13 protein-coding genes, 1 rRNA gene and 1 riboswitch are annotated in these 17,175 nt (G+C 40.7%); all 14 genes read left to right on the top strand.

The window, feature by feature from the left end; genetic code table 11:
* The first annotated feature begins 152 nt into the window (after positions 1–152).
* Positions 153–917 (top strand): vWA domain-containing protein, encoded by a 765-nt coding sequence (locus DCC39_RS17325; RefSeq protein ID WP_116556150.1) that lies wholly within the window; start codon positions 153–155, stop codon positions 915–917.
* Positions 918–1,174: 257 nt separating this feature from the next.
* Positions 1,175–1,975, top strand: coding sequence for a hypothetical protein (locus DCC39_RS17320; RefSeq protein WP_116556149.1), 801 nt, complete (start codon positions 1,175–1,177; stop codon positions 1,973–1,975).
* The gene (locus DCC39_RS17315) at positions 1,926–2,351 is read left to right on the top strand and encodes a hypothetical protein (RefSeq protein WP_133243505.1); all 426 of its coding nucleotides are present in this window, start codon (positions 1,926–1,928) and stop codon (positions 2,349–2,351) included. The genes DCC39_RS17320 and DCC39_RS17315 overlap by 50 nt, the downstream gene beginning before the upstream one ends.
* A gap of 27 nt (positions 2,352–2,378) precedes the next feature.
* Positions 2,379–6,401, top strand: coding sequence for a type VII secretion protein EssC (gene essC / locus DCC39_RS17310; protein WP_116556147.1), 4,023 nt, complete (start codon positions 2,379–2,381; stop codon positions 6,399–6,401).
* A gap of 221 nt (positions 6,402–6,622) precedes the next feature.
* Positions 6,623–6,895 (top strand): WXG100 family type VII secretion target, encoded by a 273-nt coding sequence (locus DCC39_RS17305; protein ID WP_116556146.1) that lies wholly within the window; start codon positions 6,623–6,625, stop codon positions 6,893–6,895.
* A gap of 99 nt (positions 6,896–6,994) precedes the next feature.
* Positions 6,995–7,264 carry a WXG100 family type VII secretion target gene (locus DCC39_RS17300; protein WP_116556145.1) on the top strand — a complete coding sequence of 90 codons (270 nt, stop codon included), beginning with the start codon at positions 6,995–6,997 and terminating at the stop codon, positions 7,262–7,264.
* A 17-nt stretch (positions 7,265–7,281) separates the two neighbouring features.
* Positions 7,282–8,337 carry a hypothetical protein gene (locus DCC39_RS17295; protein WP_116556144.1) on the top strand — a complete coding sequence of 352 codons (1,056 nt, stop codon included), beginning with the start codon at positions 7,282–7,284 and terminating at the stop codon, positions 8,335–8,337.
* Between the two features lie 21 nt (positions 8,338–8,358).
* Complete coding sequence (locus DCC39_RS17290) at positions 8,359–9,111, top strand: hypothetical protein (RefSeq protein ID WP_116556143.1); 753 nt, start codon at positions 8,359–8,361, stop codon at positions 9,109–9,111.
* Positions 9,112–9,134: 23 nt separating this feature from the next.
* Positions 9,135–9,611: a DUF5381 family protein gene (locus DCC39_RS17285; RefSeq protein ID WP_116556142.1), complete on the top strand. Its 477-nt coding sequence runs from the start codon at positions 9,135–9,137 to the stop codon at positions 9,609–9,611.
* 48 nt (positions 9,612–9,659) lie between these two features.
* Positions 9,660–9,932 carry a hypothetical protein gene (locus DCC39_RS17280; protein WP_116556141.1) on the top strand — a complete coding sequence of 91 codons (273 nt, stop codon included), beginning with the start codon at positions 9,660–9,662 and terminating at the stop codon, positions 9,930–9,932.
* Between the two features lie 25 nt (positions 9,933–9,957).
* Positions 9,958–12,615, top strand: a complete 2,658-nt coding sequence (locus tag DCC39_RS17275) for a tetratricopeptide repeat protein (protein ID WP_116556140.1) — start codon at positions 9,958–9,960, stop codon at positions 12,613–12,615.
* A gap of 17 nt (positions 12,616–12,632) precedes the next feature.
* Positions 12,633–14,696, top strand: coding sequence for a hypothetical protein (locus DCC39_RS17270; RefSeq protein WP_165820923.1), 2,064 nt, complete (start codon positions 12,633–12,635; stop codon positions 14,694–14,696).
* A 156-nt stretch (positions 14,697–14,852) separates the two neighbouring features.
* Positions 14,853–14,954: riboswitch (purine riboswitch) on the top strand.
* A gap of 272 nt (positions 14,955–15,226) precedes the next feature.
* On the top strand, positions 15,227–16,552 hold the full coding sequence (locus DCC39_RS17265) for an NCS2 family permease (protein ID WP_165820922.1): 1,326 nt from the start codon (positions 15,227–15,229) through the stop codon (positions 16,550–16,552).
* A gap of 553 nt (positions 16,553–17,105) precedes the next feature.
* Positions 17,106–17,175 (top strand): 16S ribosomal RNA (locus DCC39_RS19315); the annotation flags it as partial.

Here is a 17,175-nt window from a genome sequence, read left to right as displayed (position 1 = left end):
GCTGGCCAGTAACAAAGGCTTTCAGCCGTAGAGCAAACCACCCGTTCACACGGGTGGTTTTGATTAAAATGATGTTCACAAACTATGTTTCTATTCAAAAATTGGTATAATTGACACATAACATTAGAATGAAACAATAGGAGTTGAAAGCGTTGAACTATCTTACGCAAGCGACTCAACAGACGCCTGCATATATTATTTACTTGCTTGATATTAGCGCGTCAATGAATCAGAATATGCAAGCGGGCGGAACGGAAAAAAGAAGAATCGATGTGGTGACGACAGCCTTACATGCGGCGATTCGACAGATGGTCTTCCGTTCGACGAAGGGGAGCCGGCTGAGTCCGCGTTATAAAGTATCCATCTTGGCCTACAGTGATCATGTCTTTGATGTCCTCGGAGGAGTGAAAGGCATCGATGAAGTGGCTAAAATGAAGCCGCTCGATAACATTCAGACACAGCGGCTGACAAATACAGCGAAAGCATTTTCCGCTGCCGAAAAAATATTGCGCCAGGAACTACCCAACCTGGAAAAATGCCCCGCCCCGTTAATTTGTCATATGACCGACGGAGTATTTACAGGTGAGGACCCTGAACCGATCGTAAAACAAATCATGGAGATTGCCGTTCCGGACGGAAATGTCCTCGTTGAAAACATTTTTATTTCGGATGATATTTTAGCCGAGCCAATCAATGATTCAAAAAAGTGGCAAGGCATTATGCAGCATTCACCTTTGGAAGAAGAATACGGTGAGAAGCTAAAGCGGATGTCCAGCCCGCTTCCCGAAAGCTACAGGGAAATGATGCTTGAGACAGGATACAAAATTCAGCCAGGTGCGCTTATGATGCTTCCGGGCACAAATGCTGATTTGGTTTCTCTCGGCTTTCAAATGTCTGCTGCCACACCTGTTCGATAATGTAAGCAACTTCCATTTCGTTTAAGTAAGGGTTCGTCTTCTTTACGATTATGATAGAAAAGGAAGAAAGATTTTTAGTAAGCAGTCTTTTGAGTTTGATAGCTAAGCGAAAGAGCCTTGAGAGCGGTCATCATTGATTTTACTTTCAGTCGCTCGGGAAGGCCTCAAGCGTCTCATGGCCTGCTTGTCACACTCAAATTAACTGTGGTTAAAATTCTTTTATTCCTTACATAGATTGCTAAATTTGAGGTGAAGGCATGTTTTCTTATAAATGCAACCAAAAAGAAGAAACCCCAATCACACTATTATATGAAGACCCTTTTACTATAAAATATGGCTACGCAAGAGCTTCCGAAACGGTACAAATGAACGAACATGGACAAGATTATTTGGCATTTCGGGGTGACGTGAAATCCATTTCATTTGTCGTTTGTGACGGGGTCAGTTTATCTTTTTTTGGAGATGTGGCAGCTGAATTTCTTGCCGGAAAGTTGGTGGATTGGCTTGTGTCTCTTTCAAACGGTGAATTGCAAAAGAAAGAGGATTTGCTATTAAAGCTTACGGGATATCTTAATGGATTGGTTGAAGAAGGCAGCGAAAAAATAGCAAACTACCGTTTGCCAAATTCATTGCCGCCTCTTTTGAAAGATGTCCTTGAGGAAAAAAGAAAAAACGGCAGTGAAACGATGTTTGTCTGCGGGAGAGTCGACATTGAAAATCACATTACAAACAAAGCGAATATTTTTCTCGCATGGGCTGGTGACATACGCATCCGCTTCTGGAAAAATGATGAAGAAATAAAACCTCAAATCACAAAAGAGTTCAATACAAATGAAAGATGGTCTACGAAACAGGGGCTCATCTCGAAGGGATTGAAAGGGTTTAGCGCTGCAGATACAGATGATTGGATCAATCGAATCGCCGTTTATTCCGATGGGTTTGCTTCCATTGATTCACTCCCTGCCATTCCAGGGAAGGAACGCTTGCAACGTTTAATGAGAAAAAGCCATGAAATGCCGACGAGCGATGACCTTTCTTTCATTGATATTAGCTGGTAACGGAGTGATTTACTTGGAAAAAGTCATTGTCACATTTATACATAAAGGGTTCGAAAATGATATTGCCGTTCCAAATCAAATAGAGGGACAGAAGTTGGCAGGAGCCATTCATGAATGGCTTGGCAATGAAGATGAGTGGTCTCATAGCCTTCATGATTTGGAATACTCCTTTGATAATAAACATTGGTTTTGTCTTCAAAAGAATAAAACCCTCCAAGAGGTTGGAATTTGGGACGGTGCGTATATGCGGTTAAGCGATGGTATCGCTTCTGAGCTCCCAACAGAAAGCCAATTTGAAATGGACAACGATGAAGAAAATGGTTCGGAATATGAACACCATGAAGCGCCTGGCTACGCCTGGAGAATCATTGAGTAAAAACAGTTGTTCAAAAAGGAGTGTAACATGAGAAAATCACCATTTTTTACGCGATCGCCTCGTTTAAAACTACAGCTCCCAACCGGAAAAATCATTGTTCACAGGCCGAAGTCGGAACCAATGGAGCCTAAGTTTTCGATTGAAACGATGATCATTCCGATTTTCTTAACGATTGCAACGGTTGGCATTATGTACTACGTATCAAAAGTCGTGTTTGATAGCGCCAGATTTGCCATTTTTATGATGGCGATGAGCATCCCAATGCTTGGATCATATATTGCCACAATCGTGCTCCATTTCCGCAAGAAAAAGAAACATAAGCAAGAAGTGGCCCAGCTGCACCAAGACTACCTAAAGCAAATTGAACGGCACCATGAAGAAATAAAAGACATACAAAAACAACAGATCAAGTTTCTCCATGAAAATGATCCGAATCCCGATGCTTGCGTCCGGAGAATAAACGAAAGAAACAGTTCCCTTTGGGAACGGACCGTCTCTTCTGAAGACTTTCTTGCTCTTCGGATTGGGCTTGGGACGAGGCCGTTTAAAATTGACATTCACGTCCCGCAGCAGGATGGCTATGATGTCAATCCGCTTATTTCAGAAGCCCAAAAGCTTGAACAGGATTACCGGACACTCGCCAATGTGCCTGTCACGATTCCGCTCAAAGAAAAAAGGGTAGTTGGGTTAGTTGGAGAAAGGCAGGAGATTCTTGAACTGGCTCGTGTTCTTACGCTTCAGCTTGTGACACATCATTCACCTGAAGAAGTGAAAATTTCAACTGTCTATACCGAGCAAGAAAAAGAACAATGGAACTGGATGAGATGGCTTCCCCATACGTGGGATGAAAATCGGGAAAGGCGCTTTGTCGCTGAAGGAAGGGCCATGGCCCAAAAGTTGTTTGAGTCGCTTTATAGTACGTTAAACATCCGTAAGCTTGAAGGAGAGAAAGACAGCGATCTTCCACATGTTCCGCAATATGTCTTTTTCTTATCAAATTTAACGCTTCTTGAAGATGAATCACTTTTGCCGCTGCTTTTAAAACATGCGGATTCAGTTGGCGCAAGCACGTTTCTTATGGCTGCAAAGAAAGAATCGCTCCCGATGGAATGTGAATTAATTATTGAAGTGCAGGATGGTGCCGCTCAGCTTTATGAAACATTTGCTACAGATGAAAAAATGGAGTTCACAGGTTCGGAAAAAGTGGCACTCGATCAATTTTCTTTAAAAGATGCAGAAGCAATGGCCCGCCAGATTGCGCCGTTACGAATCAAGCAATCGATTGCCAGTGTGATTCCTAAAGTACTCACGTTTCTCGAAATGTACGGTGTTGATAAAGTGGAGAAGCTGAATGCTGCTTCCAAATGGAATGAAAACCGTTATCCGACAACCCTTCCGGTTCCAATTGGTGTGAGGGAAGGGAAAAAGCCGGTCTACCTAAACATTCACGATAAAATCGAAAAAAATGGCCACGGTCCTCACGGATTAATGGCGGGAACGACAGGTTCGGGTAAAAGTGAAGTGATTCAGTCGATTATCCTTTCTCTCGCGGCAACGTATCACCCGCACGAAATGGCATTCATGATTATTGACTATAAAGGCGGCGGCATGTCCAATACATTCGTTGGACTGCCACATGTTATCGCAACGATTACAAACTTAGAGGATCCGAATTTAATTAGCAGGGCAAAAATATCGCTCCGTGCGGAACTTGAACGAAGGCAAAAACTGTTTAACAAAGCAGGAAACATCCAGCATATTGATGAATATTTCCGCTCAGATTGGCGTGAAAAAGAACCGTTGCCCCATCTGTTCATCATTATTGACGAATTTGCCCAACTGAAAAAAGACCAGCCAGAATTTATGGATGAACTAATCAGTATCGCGGCAATCGGCCGGACACTCGGTGTCCATTTGCTCCTTGCTACACAAAAACCAGCGGGCGTTGTCGATGATAAGATTTGGAGCAACTCCCGGTTCAAAATTTGTCTCCGCGTACAGGACGAGAATGACAGCCGTGAGATGATTAAAATTCCGAACGCTTCAAATATAAACGTTCCTGGAAGAGCCTATTTCCAAGTTGGGAATAATGAGGTGCTCGAATATTTTCAATCTGCTTGGAGCGGGGCTGACTATCTCCCTTCGGTAGAAACGCAGATTGAAAAAGTTGAAATTGAGGAAATCAATCTGGACGGTTCATCTGAAAAGAAACAAGTAATCAAAGACGAGAAAGATACGAAACAAAAGCAAATTCAAGTACTCATCGAGTATTTTAAAAAGGAAGCGGAAAAAAACAACATCACGCCATTGCCGGGCCCGTGGCTTGACCCGCTGCCGGAACAGCTTCCATTGACAGAGCTCATTGAAATTGAAAAATGGTCCACCTCTTGGTGGGAAGATCATCATCATTGGCTCCATCCGACAGTCGGCTTGGTTGATGACGTCGAAAACCAGTCGCAGTACCCGCTGGAAATCGACTTGAATGAAGGACATCTCATCGTTTACGGAATGCCTGGATCAGGAAAAACAACATTTTTGCAGTCGCTGTTATTATCGCTCTTTTTCCATCATAAACCACAGGATGTGAACACATACATCGTTGATTTTAGCAGGCAAATGAATGAGTTTGCGAAATTCCCCCACGTAGGCGGAGTCGTTCGCGAGGAAGAAACCGAGAAAATGATGAGGCTGTTCAAATTTTTATTGAAGGAATTAGAAGTGCGCAAAGAACAATTTGCGAATGAAGGTGTCGGTTCATTAAAAAACTACCGCAGCATCACAGGAACAGACTTGCCGGCCATTCTTCTTGTTATCGACGGCTACCAGCGTTTTAAATCGACGTTTGACACGGAAAATGGGCAGCTGGAAATGATTTTACGTGAAGGGGCGACCTACGGCATCTACGCTATTGTGACAGCTAACCAAACGAATGATATGTTTGAGAGATTTCGGAACAATTTTCCGCTTGCTGTGTCGTTTGAACTTGCCGACCATACAGACTACTATTTTGCTGTGGGAAGACCAAGCTTTTCGACTTCCAACCTTCCAGAAGGGCGAGGCTTTGTAAAAGGGCAGACCCCTCCGCACATTTTTCAATGCATGCTTCCTTACGACGGAAACAATGAATTGGAAAAAATCCGTTTCATTCGAAGCTGGGCGGAAAAAATGCAGGCCGTTTGGCAAGGTGAGAAAGCAAAGCCAATCGCGATGCTTCCAGAGCTTGTCACATGGGAGCAGTTGTTGGAACAATGCTCTGAACAATGTGTTGAAAGAGAGCTTCCGTACGGAATCGATGTTGATGAATTGTCGCCGCAAACGATTCAATTAGAAGATGCAAACCATATCTTTATAACCGGCCGGGTCGAATCCGGAAAGACATCGCTGCTTCAAACATTTATTCTATCGATGGCATTTCAATATTCGTATCAAGACATTGATCTCTATTTAATTGAACTCGAACCAAAACGCAGAGGAATCATGAATCTAGCAAAATTACCGCAAGTAAAAGGGTATGCAACGAATCTTGCACAAACAAAAACACTGTTGGAAGAAGCTGTTCATATGGCAGAGGAACGGCACGAATCCGACATCACGATCGATTTTACGGATTTTGACGGGGAAGAAAGCAATTATCGCCCACTTGTCATTGTGATTGATGACGCGGAAAACTTTATGCAGCAAATCGGTATGGATTTTGATATAAAAGGATATTTGGAAAAATTAACTCAAAATGCCGGCGCGAAAAATATTCATTTTGTTTTAGCTGGTTCTCTAAACAGTATGAATGCGCATATGCACGAAATATGGTTTACAAACATTAAGAAAAAATATGTCGGATTTCTGCTCGGTTCCACGTTAAACAACGATCTCTATTTCTTTAATATGAGGCTTCCACATTCAGAGACCGATAAGGAATTGCCGGCCGGAGACGGTTATGTAATAAAAGGGAATCATATGAAAGTAAAAATTGCCTTCCCTTTTGAAAATGCAGACTCCCGCAGCCGCCTTTTAAATCGAATGATGCGAACCGAAACAGAAAAAGTAGAATAGTCATAGTAAAATCGAATCGGCTTCTTCGCCTCTTTTTGGAAAAAATAGGGCTTCAGGATGGTTCTTGCCAATTTCTATTCACACGGTGACAGTATTGTTCTATAGTGAACTTAACTTGCTTATAAAATGGTGTTCAAAAAGAAGGATAAAAAGAGCAAAGCTGGCAAAGAGATTCAACAGCCTGAACACTTTTTTAACAACTCTTAAAGGAGAGATAAGAAATGTCACTCAGAATTTTAGTAAGCCCTGAAGAACTGGAAGGAATTGCTCAACAATTTAGAAATGGCTCTGAAAACAGCCGTGCCCAAACACAACAACTTTATCAAGCGTTGCAATCTTTAGAAGGCAAATGGGACGGACAAACAAAAAAACGTTTCTTTGATCAATTTGAAGAGTCCCGCCGCCATATGGAGGCTTATGTTCAATTGCTTGATTCCATCGATCAAGAGCTTCGTGCAATTGCAAACCGCTTCCGCCAAGTTGACGCACAGTAATTTCCTGATGATGGAACAATCTCATTAGCTGGAAAAATGGATAAGTGAAAGACTAGTCAGGGCGATGACTGGTCTTTCATAGTTTACAGGAGGATAGACATGAGCTCCGCTAAAAATGTAGATACGTATCTTATTTATAGTGTTGCAAATGAAATCAGCGCAAACAGCAACCAAATTTCAAATATTCACATGCAGCTCAACCACTACTTGCAATCAGTCGATTCGGAATGGGATACGAAAAAAAAGCAAGCATTTATGCAAGCCTTTCATGAAACCCAAGCACAAATAAAAAGCTGTGCAAATTTACTCGAAGAGCTTGCTAATCAAATAAGGATGATTCCAAATAAAGTTGTAGTGGTTGATAAGTAATTTAGAGGTGAGCGACTATGCTAGTAAATCCTGACAAACTTCGACAGTTTGCCAAAAAGCTAAATAATGAAAAAAGTAATGTAGAGAAATCGTTAAGCGATACAAACCATCAAATGTCGAAGCTCGTCATCTCTTTGGCAAGCTCTGACGTTGTTTTAAAGGACGACTATTTTTTACAGCTGCACAGTTATGCAAAAGGCTCTTTAAACCAATTACAGAGTTCATTATCCAATTTACAAACAATGCTTGAAAGGGAAGCACACGCATTTGAAACAGCGGATCTATACAATTTTAACCTGCCTTGGCAGAGCGCTTTAACGAATATCGGTATCGCAGCAGCTTTCCAAAAGAGCGGTCTGCTGTATATTACAAGTTCACGGAAAGGCAATCATTACCTTTTTAAATACAATCGTAAAGTCGAACGCTTTTTGAAAGGGCGTATAGGGCCAAAATGGGCAAAGCTCAAAATACAAAGCTTTAACCGACTGATGAAAAGAATCAACCAAAGAGCCAAAGTGATTAAAAACAGCGGCGTTGGAGGCGTTAAGAAAGCAGGAGCTAAAGTAGTGAGAGCACAAGCGGTTACCTTGCCTGGCCAAGTTAAGAAAAAGATTTTCAAAGGTACGGGAACTGATTTAGTTATTAGCAAAGGAAAATTTATAACAAAGTTTGCAAAAGGGAATATGTTCCTAACACTCGGAGCGACAACTTTATCTGAAGTGGATACGTATAAACAACAGGTTGCAGCGAATAAGAAACGGTATACAGGAGAACGCCTTGAAGTAGCGAATGCAAGAGCAATGGGTGAATCGGGAAACCGGGTTTTCATGAAGACTGCCGGAGCGTTTGCCGGAGGAGCGGCTGGTGCTGCAATTGGCTCTCTTGCTGGTCCATTCGGAACGGTCGTTGGAGGTTTTGTAGGTGCTGCAATCGGCGAAGCTGTCGGAGGTTGGGCTGCAAAATACACGTCTGGATTCGCAGCAAATGTTGCAGAAAAAACGCGGGAAACCTTTAATAATGTGAAGAAAAGCATAGGCAGTGGCTTTAAGAAGGTTTTTTCATGGGGTAATTAAGCAGTTAATGGAGGACAAAGTATGATTCACCAACTTTCAGCGGAAGAATTAATCTTATCGTTTGTTTTAATCGATGAATATGATGCTGCAAAATTACTAAAGGATGAGATTTACGAGGAAGAGACGGAAGAAGTTTTTAATATTCGGCTCGACTCCGCGATGAATGGGCTGTTAGCGAAAGATCTTCTCATAGTAATCGACGATGAGACGGCAGAGCTGAAAGAAGACTATGTCAAAGTGTTGGAACTAATGCTTCGCGCTGATAAAGTTGTACGCTTTAGTCTTATCGAAAATGAAAAAGAAGCTGTGCGCGCGATCTATTTTAAGGATAATAAATCGTTGTTGCATGATTCCGTTCAGGGCGGGATCGCTCATCGAATTCGATATGTCAAAGATTGGAAAGAATGGTACAAAACATTCGTTGATGAAAAAGATCCTGAATCAGCCTCATTCCGTTTCGTGCTTCCAGAACGTGAGTTTGAAAACCTCCTTGAATTATGCAGGGAAGAGGAAATGCCGCACATTCATCAGCTTTTTCAAACAAATGTAAAAGATAAAAATATCGCGGCCCAGCTGGCAAAAGATTTTGCCGCAACAAAAGGAATGCTTGGCAGCATATTTATCACGGATTATGACAGCAGCCATACTGTTGATAAAGTTGTCAGTTATTTAGTTTTACAAGGTTCTGAACAAAATTGGCTGATTGATTACGATGAAAAAAAACAGGAAATGACGATTAAACCATTGCAAATCGAACGAGTTTTCAATTTCTAAAGAAACGAAGGGGGCTTAAGTGATTGGATTGGATAGATATCACTTATAATCGAAAGTCTCTATTCATAAAATTAATCGGTTCACTCATTCTCATTGCTATGGCGGTTGTTGCCTATTTCATTAGCGGTTTAACGAAAACAGAAGGGATTGTCTATCGCATTTGGATTGGTTTTTTGATTATCGCACTCATATTTTCCACTGCAACTTTTTTAAACTTTTTATTCCATACTATTATGCCTAAAAAAAGAATTTTGTTTTCGTTTAATGAAAAAGGAATTAAATATAAAGATAAGATCATTCCTTACGATGAAATTGAGGACATGTCATACGGTTTAGATGTTTCTCATATCGCAACAGCTTTTTGGCAAGGAGTCATTATCAATAAAAAAAACGAAGAAAAGTTTATCATCCCAACATATCAAGTTTTAACAGATAAAGAGGTTGATACATTGATTTTTGAACCCATTGATAAAGCGAGATTTCCAGGAGATGTTACGTGAGCGATTGCCCCGTATTACAAAGTTGAACAACTTTATTAGGAGAACAAGATGGAAACACTTTCCTTTATTTTAATCATCATTGCGCTTCCAAATCTACTGTACGGGCTTTTATTTGTTATAAGCTTCAATGGAATTAAGAGAATTTTTGAAAGCATGGTTGAAGACGATTTTACAATCATTGTTACAATCGCAGCATTTCTATTTTTTGGACCGTCTTATTTTTTGGCTGCGTATTTTTATGGAAAAAATGGGTTTTTGGCACGTATTATCATGTTGCTATACAGTTTTGCTCTATTTATGTTCATTGGGTTTCTATTATAGCTAACATAACAGGAGTTAATGAAAGATGAGTTTTCAGCCTGAAGTTGGAGATACGCTACGTTTATTTAATAAAACTTATTCTTTTTCAAGACATCCGGCGGTAGAAGGGCTTGAAATGCCTTACGGGCAGGAGGGCCGCCAAGGAATCGTTTATCAATTGATCGAGGAAACGGCAAAAGAAAAAAAGCAAGCCGTTGCGCTTAAAGTGTTCCGAAATCGCTTCAAAAATCAACATCAAGTAGAGCTTTCAAACCGTATTCGCAAATATGCGGCCGTGTATGGCTTGTCCGCATGCTCTCGTGCCGTCATTGAAGAAGGGGATCATAAGAAGTTACTGAAGAAATACGGAGATTTACAATATTCCGTAATGATGCCATGGATCGAAGGGCCGACATGGGCTGATCTCGTTTTAGATGAAGAGCCTCTTTCGAAAGAAGACGCCTTGCAACTGGCATGTACTTTTGCCTATGTTTTAAAAGAAATGGAAGCATCAGAGCTGGCACATTGTGATTTATCATCAAGCAATGTGCTCATTCCGTTATTCGAAAAAAATAAACGCTCAACATACTTCGCTGATATAGAGCTTGTTGACGTTGAAGAGCTTTACGCTCCCGGTTTGGAAAGGCCGGAAATCGTGCCGACTGGTTCACCGGGCTACGCCGCGGCCTATGTAAAAGAAGGCATTTGGAATAAAAACGCTGACCGATTTGCAGGCGCCGTACTGCTCGCTGAGATGGCGACATGGCATGATGAATCGATCCGTAAAAATAAGGCAGATGACATCAGTTACTTTGCTGAGGATGAACTTCAAGCAGATTCAGAGCGTTACCGCCTCCTTTTGAATGCACTTGAACGCACATTAGGCCAAGCAGGAGAAGCCTTTTTCAAACAAGTTTGGCAAAGTGAAAAACCGGAAGAATGCCCATCTTTTTCCGAATGGTTCGCGCTTTTTCCCGCGGACATAAAATCCGCCGTGCTTCAACGCAAAAACGGATTATCAGGCGCAAAAAACGATTCGATTCACCAACTGGAATTACCGGTCGAACAATTGCTTGACATCGCTTCATTGTTTGAAGGGATTGGAAACAAAGAAGCTGCGATCCGTGAATACCATTACATCATTTCCCACTACCCGGATAAAAAAGCAATTGTAGAAGAAATTAAGCTGATTCTAAGTGAAGACGATAGAAAAATAGATTCAATTGAACTTGTTCCAGAAGATTACCTGAATGCCGCACAATTATTTGAGAGAACAGGGGACATTGATAAAGCCGTTTTACTCTATGAAAGGGCAATGTATATCCCGTCGACTCAATTTTCGGTAAGAGAAGAATTAAAAATCATTGTTGACGAACTAAGGGAAACGATTCGACAGCAAAAGGAAAAAGAGACGACTGAATCAAAACTAAAGAAAATGACAGCGGAAGGTGAACGCCAGGCCGAAAATCATGGTTCAGCTCGGCGTCCGTTACAGCCTGAATCAAAAACTCGTTTTTCCGAAAGGGTTAAACAATTTATTGTCAAAAGAAGAAAAATGCTCACCCTTATTACTGTTGCTGTGCTGCTTTTTTTTCTTGCAGGCTGGGCATACACTTATGCAAATGAGAAAAAGTGGGAGAAAACAGTTGATCTTGGGATTGAAGCTTTTAAAAATCGGGATTACGTAACAGCTGAGCAGCATATTCGAGAAGCGATTGCCCAGAAGTCGACAGCCGATCTACATAACAAGCTGGCAACCATTTTTATTAGCAGAAGAAACTATGAACAGGCGATTCAATATTTAAAAACAAACATCGAAAATAAGCAGATTCCACCATCGGATCAAGAGGCAAATTATTTAATTGGCCGCGCCTATTTTTTATTAAATGATTATTCAAATGCTGTGCAATATTATGAGCTGGCGAGAAAAGGAGATAAAAGCGACTATGCTCAAGATGTGATTCGCGATCTTGTTGTCAGCTACGGAAGGCTTGATCAATTTGAAAAAGCGAATGGACTGGTTGATGAACTTGAAGGCACAGATACAGAATCGAGCGCATTCATTCATAATTTAAAAGGCGAGCTGTCAGAACTGCAAGGGAAAGAGTCTGAAGCGGTGGCGGAATACAAACAGGCTGTCTCCCTCCAAAATGAGAATGAACGCTATATCCGAAATCTCGTTGATGCATATATCCAACAAAATAAAACAAACCAAAGCGGTGATAAAGAAAAAATCGAAACATACGAGGAAGCCATCTCTCTTATGAATAAGCTGCTTCGAAAAGACGGAGCAAATGTCAATCACTTAAACCGACTTGGACAGCTTTACTATGATTTTGGCCTTTTTTATGAGGCGGAGGATAACCCAAAAAGCAAAAACCTTTTTCAACAGGCATTGATTTCCTACAACAAAGTGATCGATCTTGGCATACAAAACGAAGATGTTTTGCTAAACATTGGGATCATCCAAAATAAGCTCGACCAAAAAGAAAAAGCTGAAAAAACATATGAAAGGGCGATTCAAAGCTATCCGGAAAGCGGACATGCCCATTTTGTTTTTGGTTTGTTCCAAATCCAACAAGAAAAATATGACAAGGCGCTCGTCTTATTAAAAAAAGTTGTGAAACTTAATCAAGATTCCTCGGAAGTGTCGATAGCAAATGAGCGTATAAAAGAAATGAAAGTTAGAGGATTAGTAAAATAGAGGGAGTGGAACGTAAAATGGAACCGAAAAAAATGCTGATTTATACGTCTCTAGGCATTTTTCTCGTTGGCGCAGGGGGGCTCTCAGCTTATCAATTTTATCAGAAAGAGCCAACAGCTACAAAAGTGGAAAACAAAGAATCCGAGAAGACGACAGATCTGCCAAAGGAAGAGGCGAAAACAGTAAAAACCGACAAAATCCGGTTGGACACAGATGACAATCAATTAATTGATGATAAAAGAGAAGAAACGGCCGCATTAGACACTGAAGAATCAACGCCAATTAAAGGCTTTTCGATTAAAGACACGGTGGACAATATTATCTATGTCCTCAATCCAAAAAAAGCAGAAGCTCGAAGTCCAATCGAAAAGCTCGGCGTCGACCCGGAGGACAGTGAGTTTCCGGAAGAAGAACCGAAGCTTCCTATAAATCCGGAAGATTTATTAGACGGTATTATTTCACCTAAGGATCCGGAACAACAGCTTGAAACCCCTGAATTGCCGCCTAACAACGGACTTCCCGAAGATGAGGATAAGCCCGGCGAAGGAAAGGAACCAGGAGAACCAAAACCGGAAGAACCAAAAGATCCTGAACATCCAAAACCGGATGATCCAGAAAAACCGAATACTCCTGAAGAACCTGGGCAGCCTGATCCAGACCCAACCGTCATTGATTTAATTGTTGATGGAGATACATGGGAGAAAGTCGAATATTACATCAAAGAAGAAGATTTTTATAATGTGATGTATTACGGAAAAAAAGCACAATCTGATGGTGAGATATTCAAGAAAACGGTCGAAAAATTTCTTCTTGAAATGATTGATAGTGAACTGAATCTAAATACTCAAGAGCAGCAGCTTTTTGCGTCACTCTCTTTCGAAGATCCAAGATTAAATTACTATCAAAGGATGTTACGTGATTCCTTGTTTAAGGAATTCGTGCAAAATGAAATAAACATCTATATTACTCGTAATGAAGGCGAAGGGGATAGTAAGAATGATGCAGATGACGCGAAGCAAGTAGTTTATTACGTTGGAAAATACTATGAAAACCAAAAAGGCCCTAAAAAACAACTTGATCTCACTGAAGATGAGAAAGAGCAACTTAAAGGTGCAGGAGAGCTTTTAGTAGAAGGGGCGCAACTTGAAGATGATGAACAAAATGTGGAAAGGATCGTTGAGGCTTTAAATAAAGCTCAAATCGCAATTGAATACGCACCAAAAGTGAAAGAAGAGGCCGAAGAAGCAAAAGAAAAAGCGATGGATCAATTGGTGGACAACGTTCACTCTAAGGGTCAAGAAGCCGAAAAAGAAGGGCAAGACAATAAGGAACAAAAAGACGAAGAGATAACGAACAACAAAGATCCAGAGGGTTCAGATCCTGTATCAGAAGAAGAGCAGGACAGTGAACAAATGGAGAAAGAACAGCCGAAAACGGATCCGTTATTGGAAAAAGCCGAAATTGCAGCGAGTAACGGTGAATTAACGAAGGCGGTTATGCTTGCCTCCGAATCTTTGTCAAAAGGAAAGCATGATGCTAGGCTAAAACTTGATGAATATGCACGTAAGTTATTCAACGCTTCCAAAGGAGCCAAAGGAGATAAACGAGACAAGGCTGAACAAGCGTTTGAAGTATTAAGCACAACAAATGGTGTCCCTAGAAACATCTCTAGCCAAGCTTTTAACGAAAAGAAAGCGATCTCCTATGCGAAAAGGGCCGAAGAAAAGTTAAATGGAGTGGAGAAAAAGGACATCCAGACACAACAAGCAATTTACCGAGAAGTCGTGAATAACAAAGCCTATATTTCTCCAGATAAAGTTAATATCGCGGAAAAAATGCTTAAAGAAATCAATATTTATCAAGCTGCGATGAAACAAGCTTCATCAAGTGACATTGATCAAGCGATCCGCGTGTTAGACCAAGCACTTAAAGAGGTGGAGAATAATACGTTGAAAAAAGAGCTTAAAGCGAAAAGGGAAGAGCTGTCAAACAAACAGAAGAAGATAGCTTCTAACCTTGAAGAAAAAGAGAAAAAAGATACTTTAAGCGATACGGTATCAGAAGAAAACAACGGGAAATAGAACAAAGAAAAAATATTTTTTGTCTATGAGCTGCCTTTTGATAGGCAGCCTTTTTTCGCCATTCATGATTAATATCCGAATATAAACTTAAATAATTAATCCAATGTTCGTATTTAAAATTGACTCCCCCCATAACCCCTGTTAAAATAAAAGTCGACAAAAATATATCTTTTTCGTCGTATAATTTCAGGGATAGGGCCTGAAAGTTTCTACCAAGCTGCCGTAAATTGCTTGACTGCGATTTTTAGACTAAAGAAAAGCATCTATATAAAATGGACAAAAGATTTTAATAGCAGTTTTTTGAGTTTGGTTAGCTAAACGAAGAGAACCGAAGAGCGGTCAACATGGCTTTTGCTTTCAGTCGCTCGGAAGGTCTCGAAGTATCTTGAATGCATCTTTGCCAAACTAAAACCAACTGTGTTTAACATTCTTTGGTTCAACGTATAGATATTGATCTTTTGTCTTTCATTGTATTCAGCGTTTCCGGCAAATTGTTGGGACGCTTTTTATAATTATTTAGGAGGTAAGTGATGAAACGCTATTTCATGTTCGATGAGATGGGAACGAATTATAAGCGTGAAACGATTGGCGGTATAACAACATTTTTGGCAATGGCTTATATTTTATTCGTAAATCCGTCTGTTTTATCGCTTGAATCTATTCCGGATTTGCCTGAAGGGATGGGAATGGATAAAGGTGCTGTATTTACCGCAACAGCGATAGCTGCTGCAGTTGGTACGCTATTCATGGGAATCATTGCAAAATATCCGATCGGGTTGGCACCTGGAATGGGGCTCAATGCCTTTTTTGCTTTTACAGTTGTGCTTACAATGGGCATCCCTTGGGAGACAGCTTTATCGGGGGTTCTTGTTTCTGGAATCATTTTTATTCTTTTAACACTGACAGGACTTCGTGAAAAAGCAATTAATGCGATTCCGGCTGAATTAAAATATGCGGTTGGAGCGGGGATTGGACTTTTTATTGCCTTTATTGGCTTTCAAAATGCTGGGATTATCGTAAGTGACGAAGCGGTTCTCGTTGGATTAGGCGATTTAACGAGCGGAAATACACTGCTTGCCATTTTTGGTGTTGCAGTGACAGTGGTGCTTCTCGTTTTAGGAGTAAAAAGCGGTGTGTTTATAGGTATGATTGTTACGGCTATTACTGGTATGCTTGTTGGCTTGATTCCATGGCCTACTGCTATTGTTGGTAGCGTACCAAGCTTGGAACCAACATTTGGTGTTGCGTTCTCTCATCTAGGTGATATTTTTACGCTTCAAATGCTTGTTGTTATTTTAACCTTTTTATTCGTAGACTTTTTTGACACTGCTGGTACGCTTGTTGCTGTTGCGAATCAGGCAGGGCTTTTAAAAGATAATAAATTGCCTAGAGCGGGAAAAGCGTTGTTTGCCGATGCTTCAGCTACAGTGGCCGGAGCGATTGTAGGAACATCAACAACAACCTCTTATGTCGAGTCAGCTTCAGGCGTTGGCGCGGGTGCTCGAACTGGCTTTGCATCAGTTGTAACGGCATTGCTCTTCTTGCTTGCGCTCTTTTTCTCACCGCTTCTTTCAGTTATTACATCTGCGGTTACGGCGCCTGCCTTAATTATTGTAGGGGTAATGATGGTTTCATCGCTTAAAAATATAGATTGGGATCGTTTTGAAATTGCCGTGCCGGCATTTTTAACGATTATAATTATGCCGCTTTCCTATAGTATTGCAACAGGGATCGCTGTCGGATTTATTTTTTATCCGATTACAATGATAGCAAAAGGCCGCTGGAAAGAGATTCACCCAGTCATGTACGGATTTTTTGTGATTTTTATCCTTTACTTTATATTCCTTGCAGGCTAACCTAATGATTAAAGCGAAAAGAACTTGTCCTTTTTCTTTTTAAGGATAAGTTCTTTTTTTGTTCATATCGTTTCATATAATAGAAATCTATATTATGCTAAGATATGAGATAAAGATTTCATTTATTATAGAAAGGATTGTCATAATGGGAGAAAAAAAATCCGGCTTTTCACTTGCGAAGTTTATTATCCTTATTTTGATCATTCTAGTTGTATATGTGACCGGTTACTATATGTGGGCAGCGATTGATTTCTTCTTCTAAAAAAGTGATTGACTTTTAGAAAATACCGTGATAAATTAAGAAGCGTCGTTTCAAGAACTTCTGAAAAACTTTTTAAATATATTTGACTTTGGATTTCATACATGTTATAATAATAAAGTCGCCTTTGGGAGCGACTGGAATAAAATCGTTCTTTGAAAACTAAACAAAACGCCAAGCGAATGAAACAATACATGAGCAACAACCCTTTGATAATATTGATTATTGGATAACAAGGAAGGCCGACTAAGTACGAAACGTCCTGTTTCAACGTCGGCACTTGTACATCCATGTACTTCGGAGAGTTTGATCCTGGCTCAGGACGAACGCTGGCGGCGTGCCTAATACATGCAAGTCGTACGAC

This window comes from Pueribacillus theae, assembly GCF_003097615.1.
Taxonomy (GTDB): Bacteria; Bacillota; Bacilli; order Bacillales; family UBA6769; genus Pueribacillus; species Pueribacillus theae.
The sequence above is the reverse complement of the archived record's forward strand: the minus strand, read 5'-3'. Positions and strand labels throughout refer to the sequence as shown.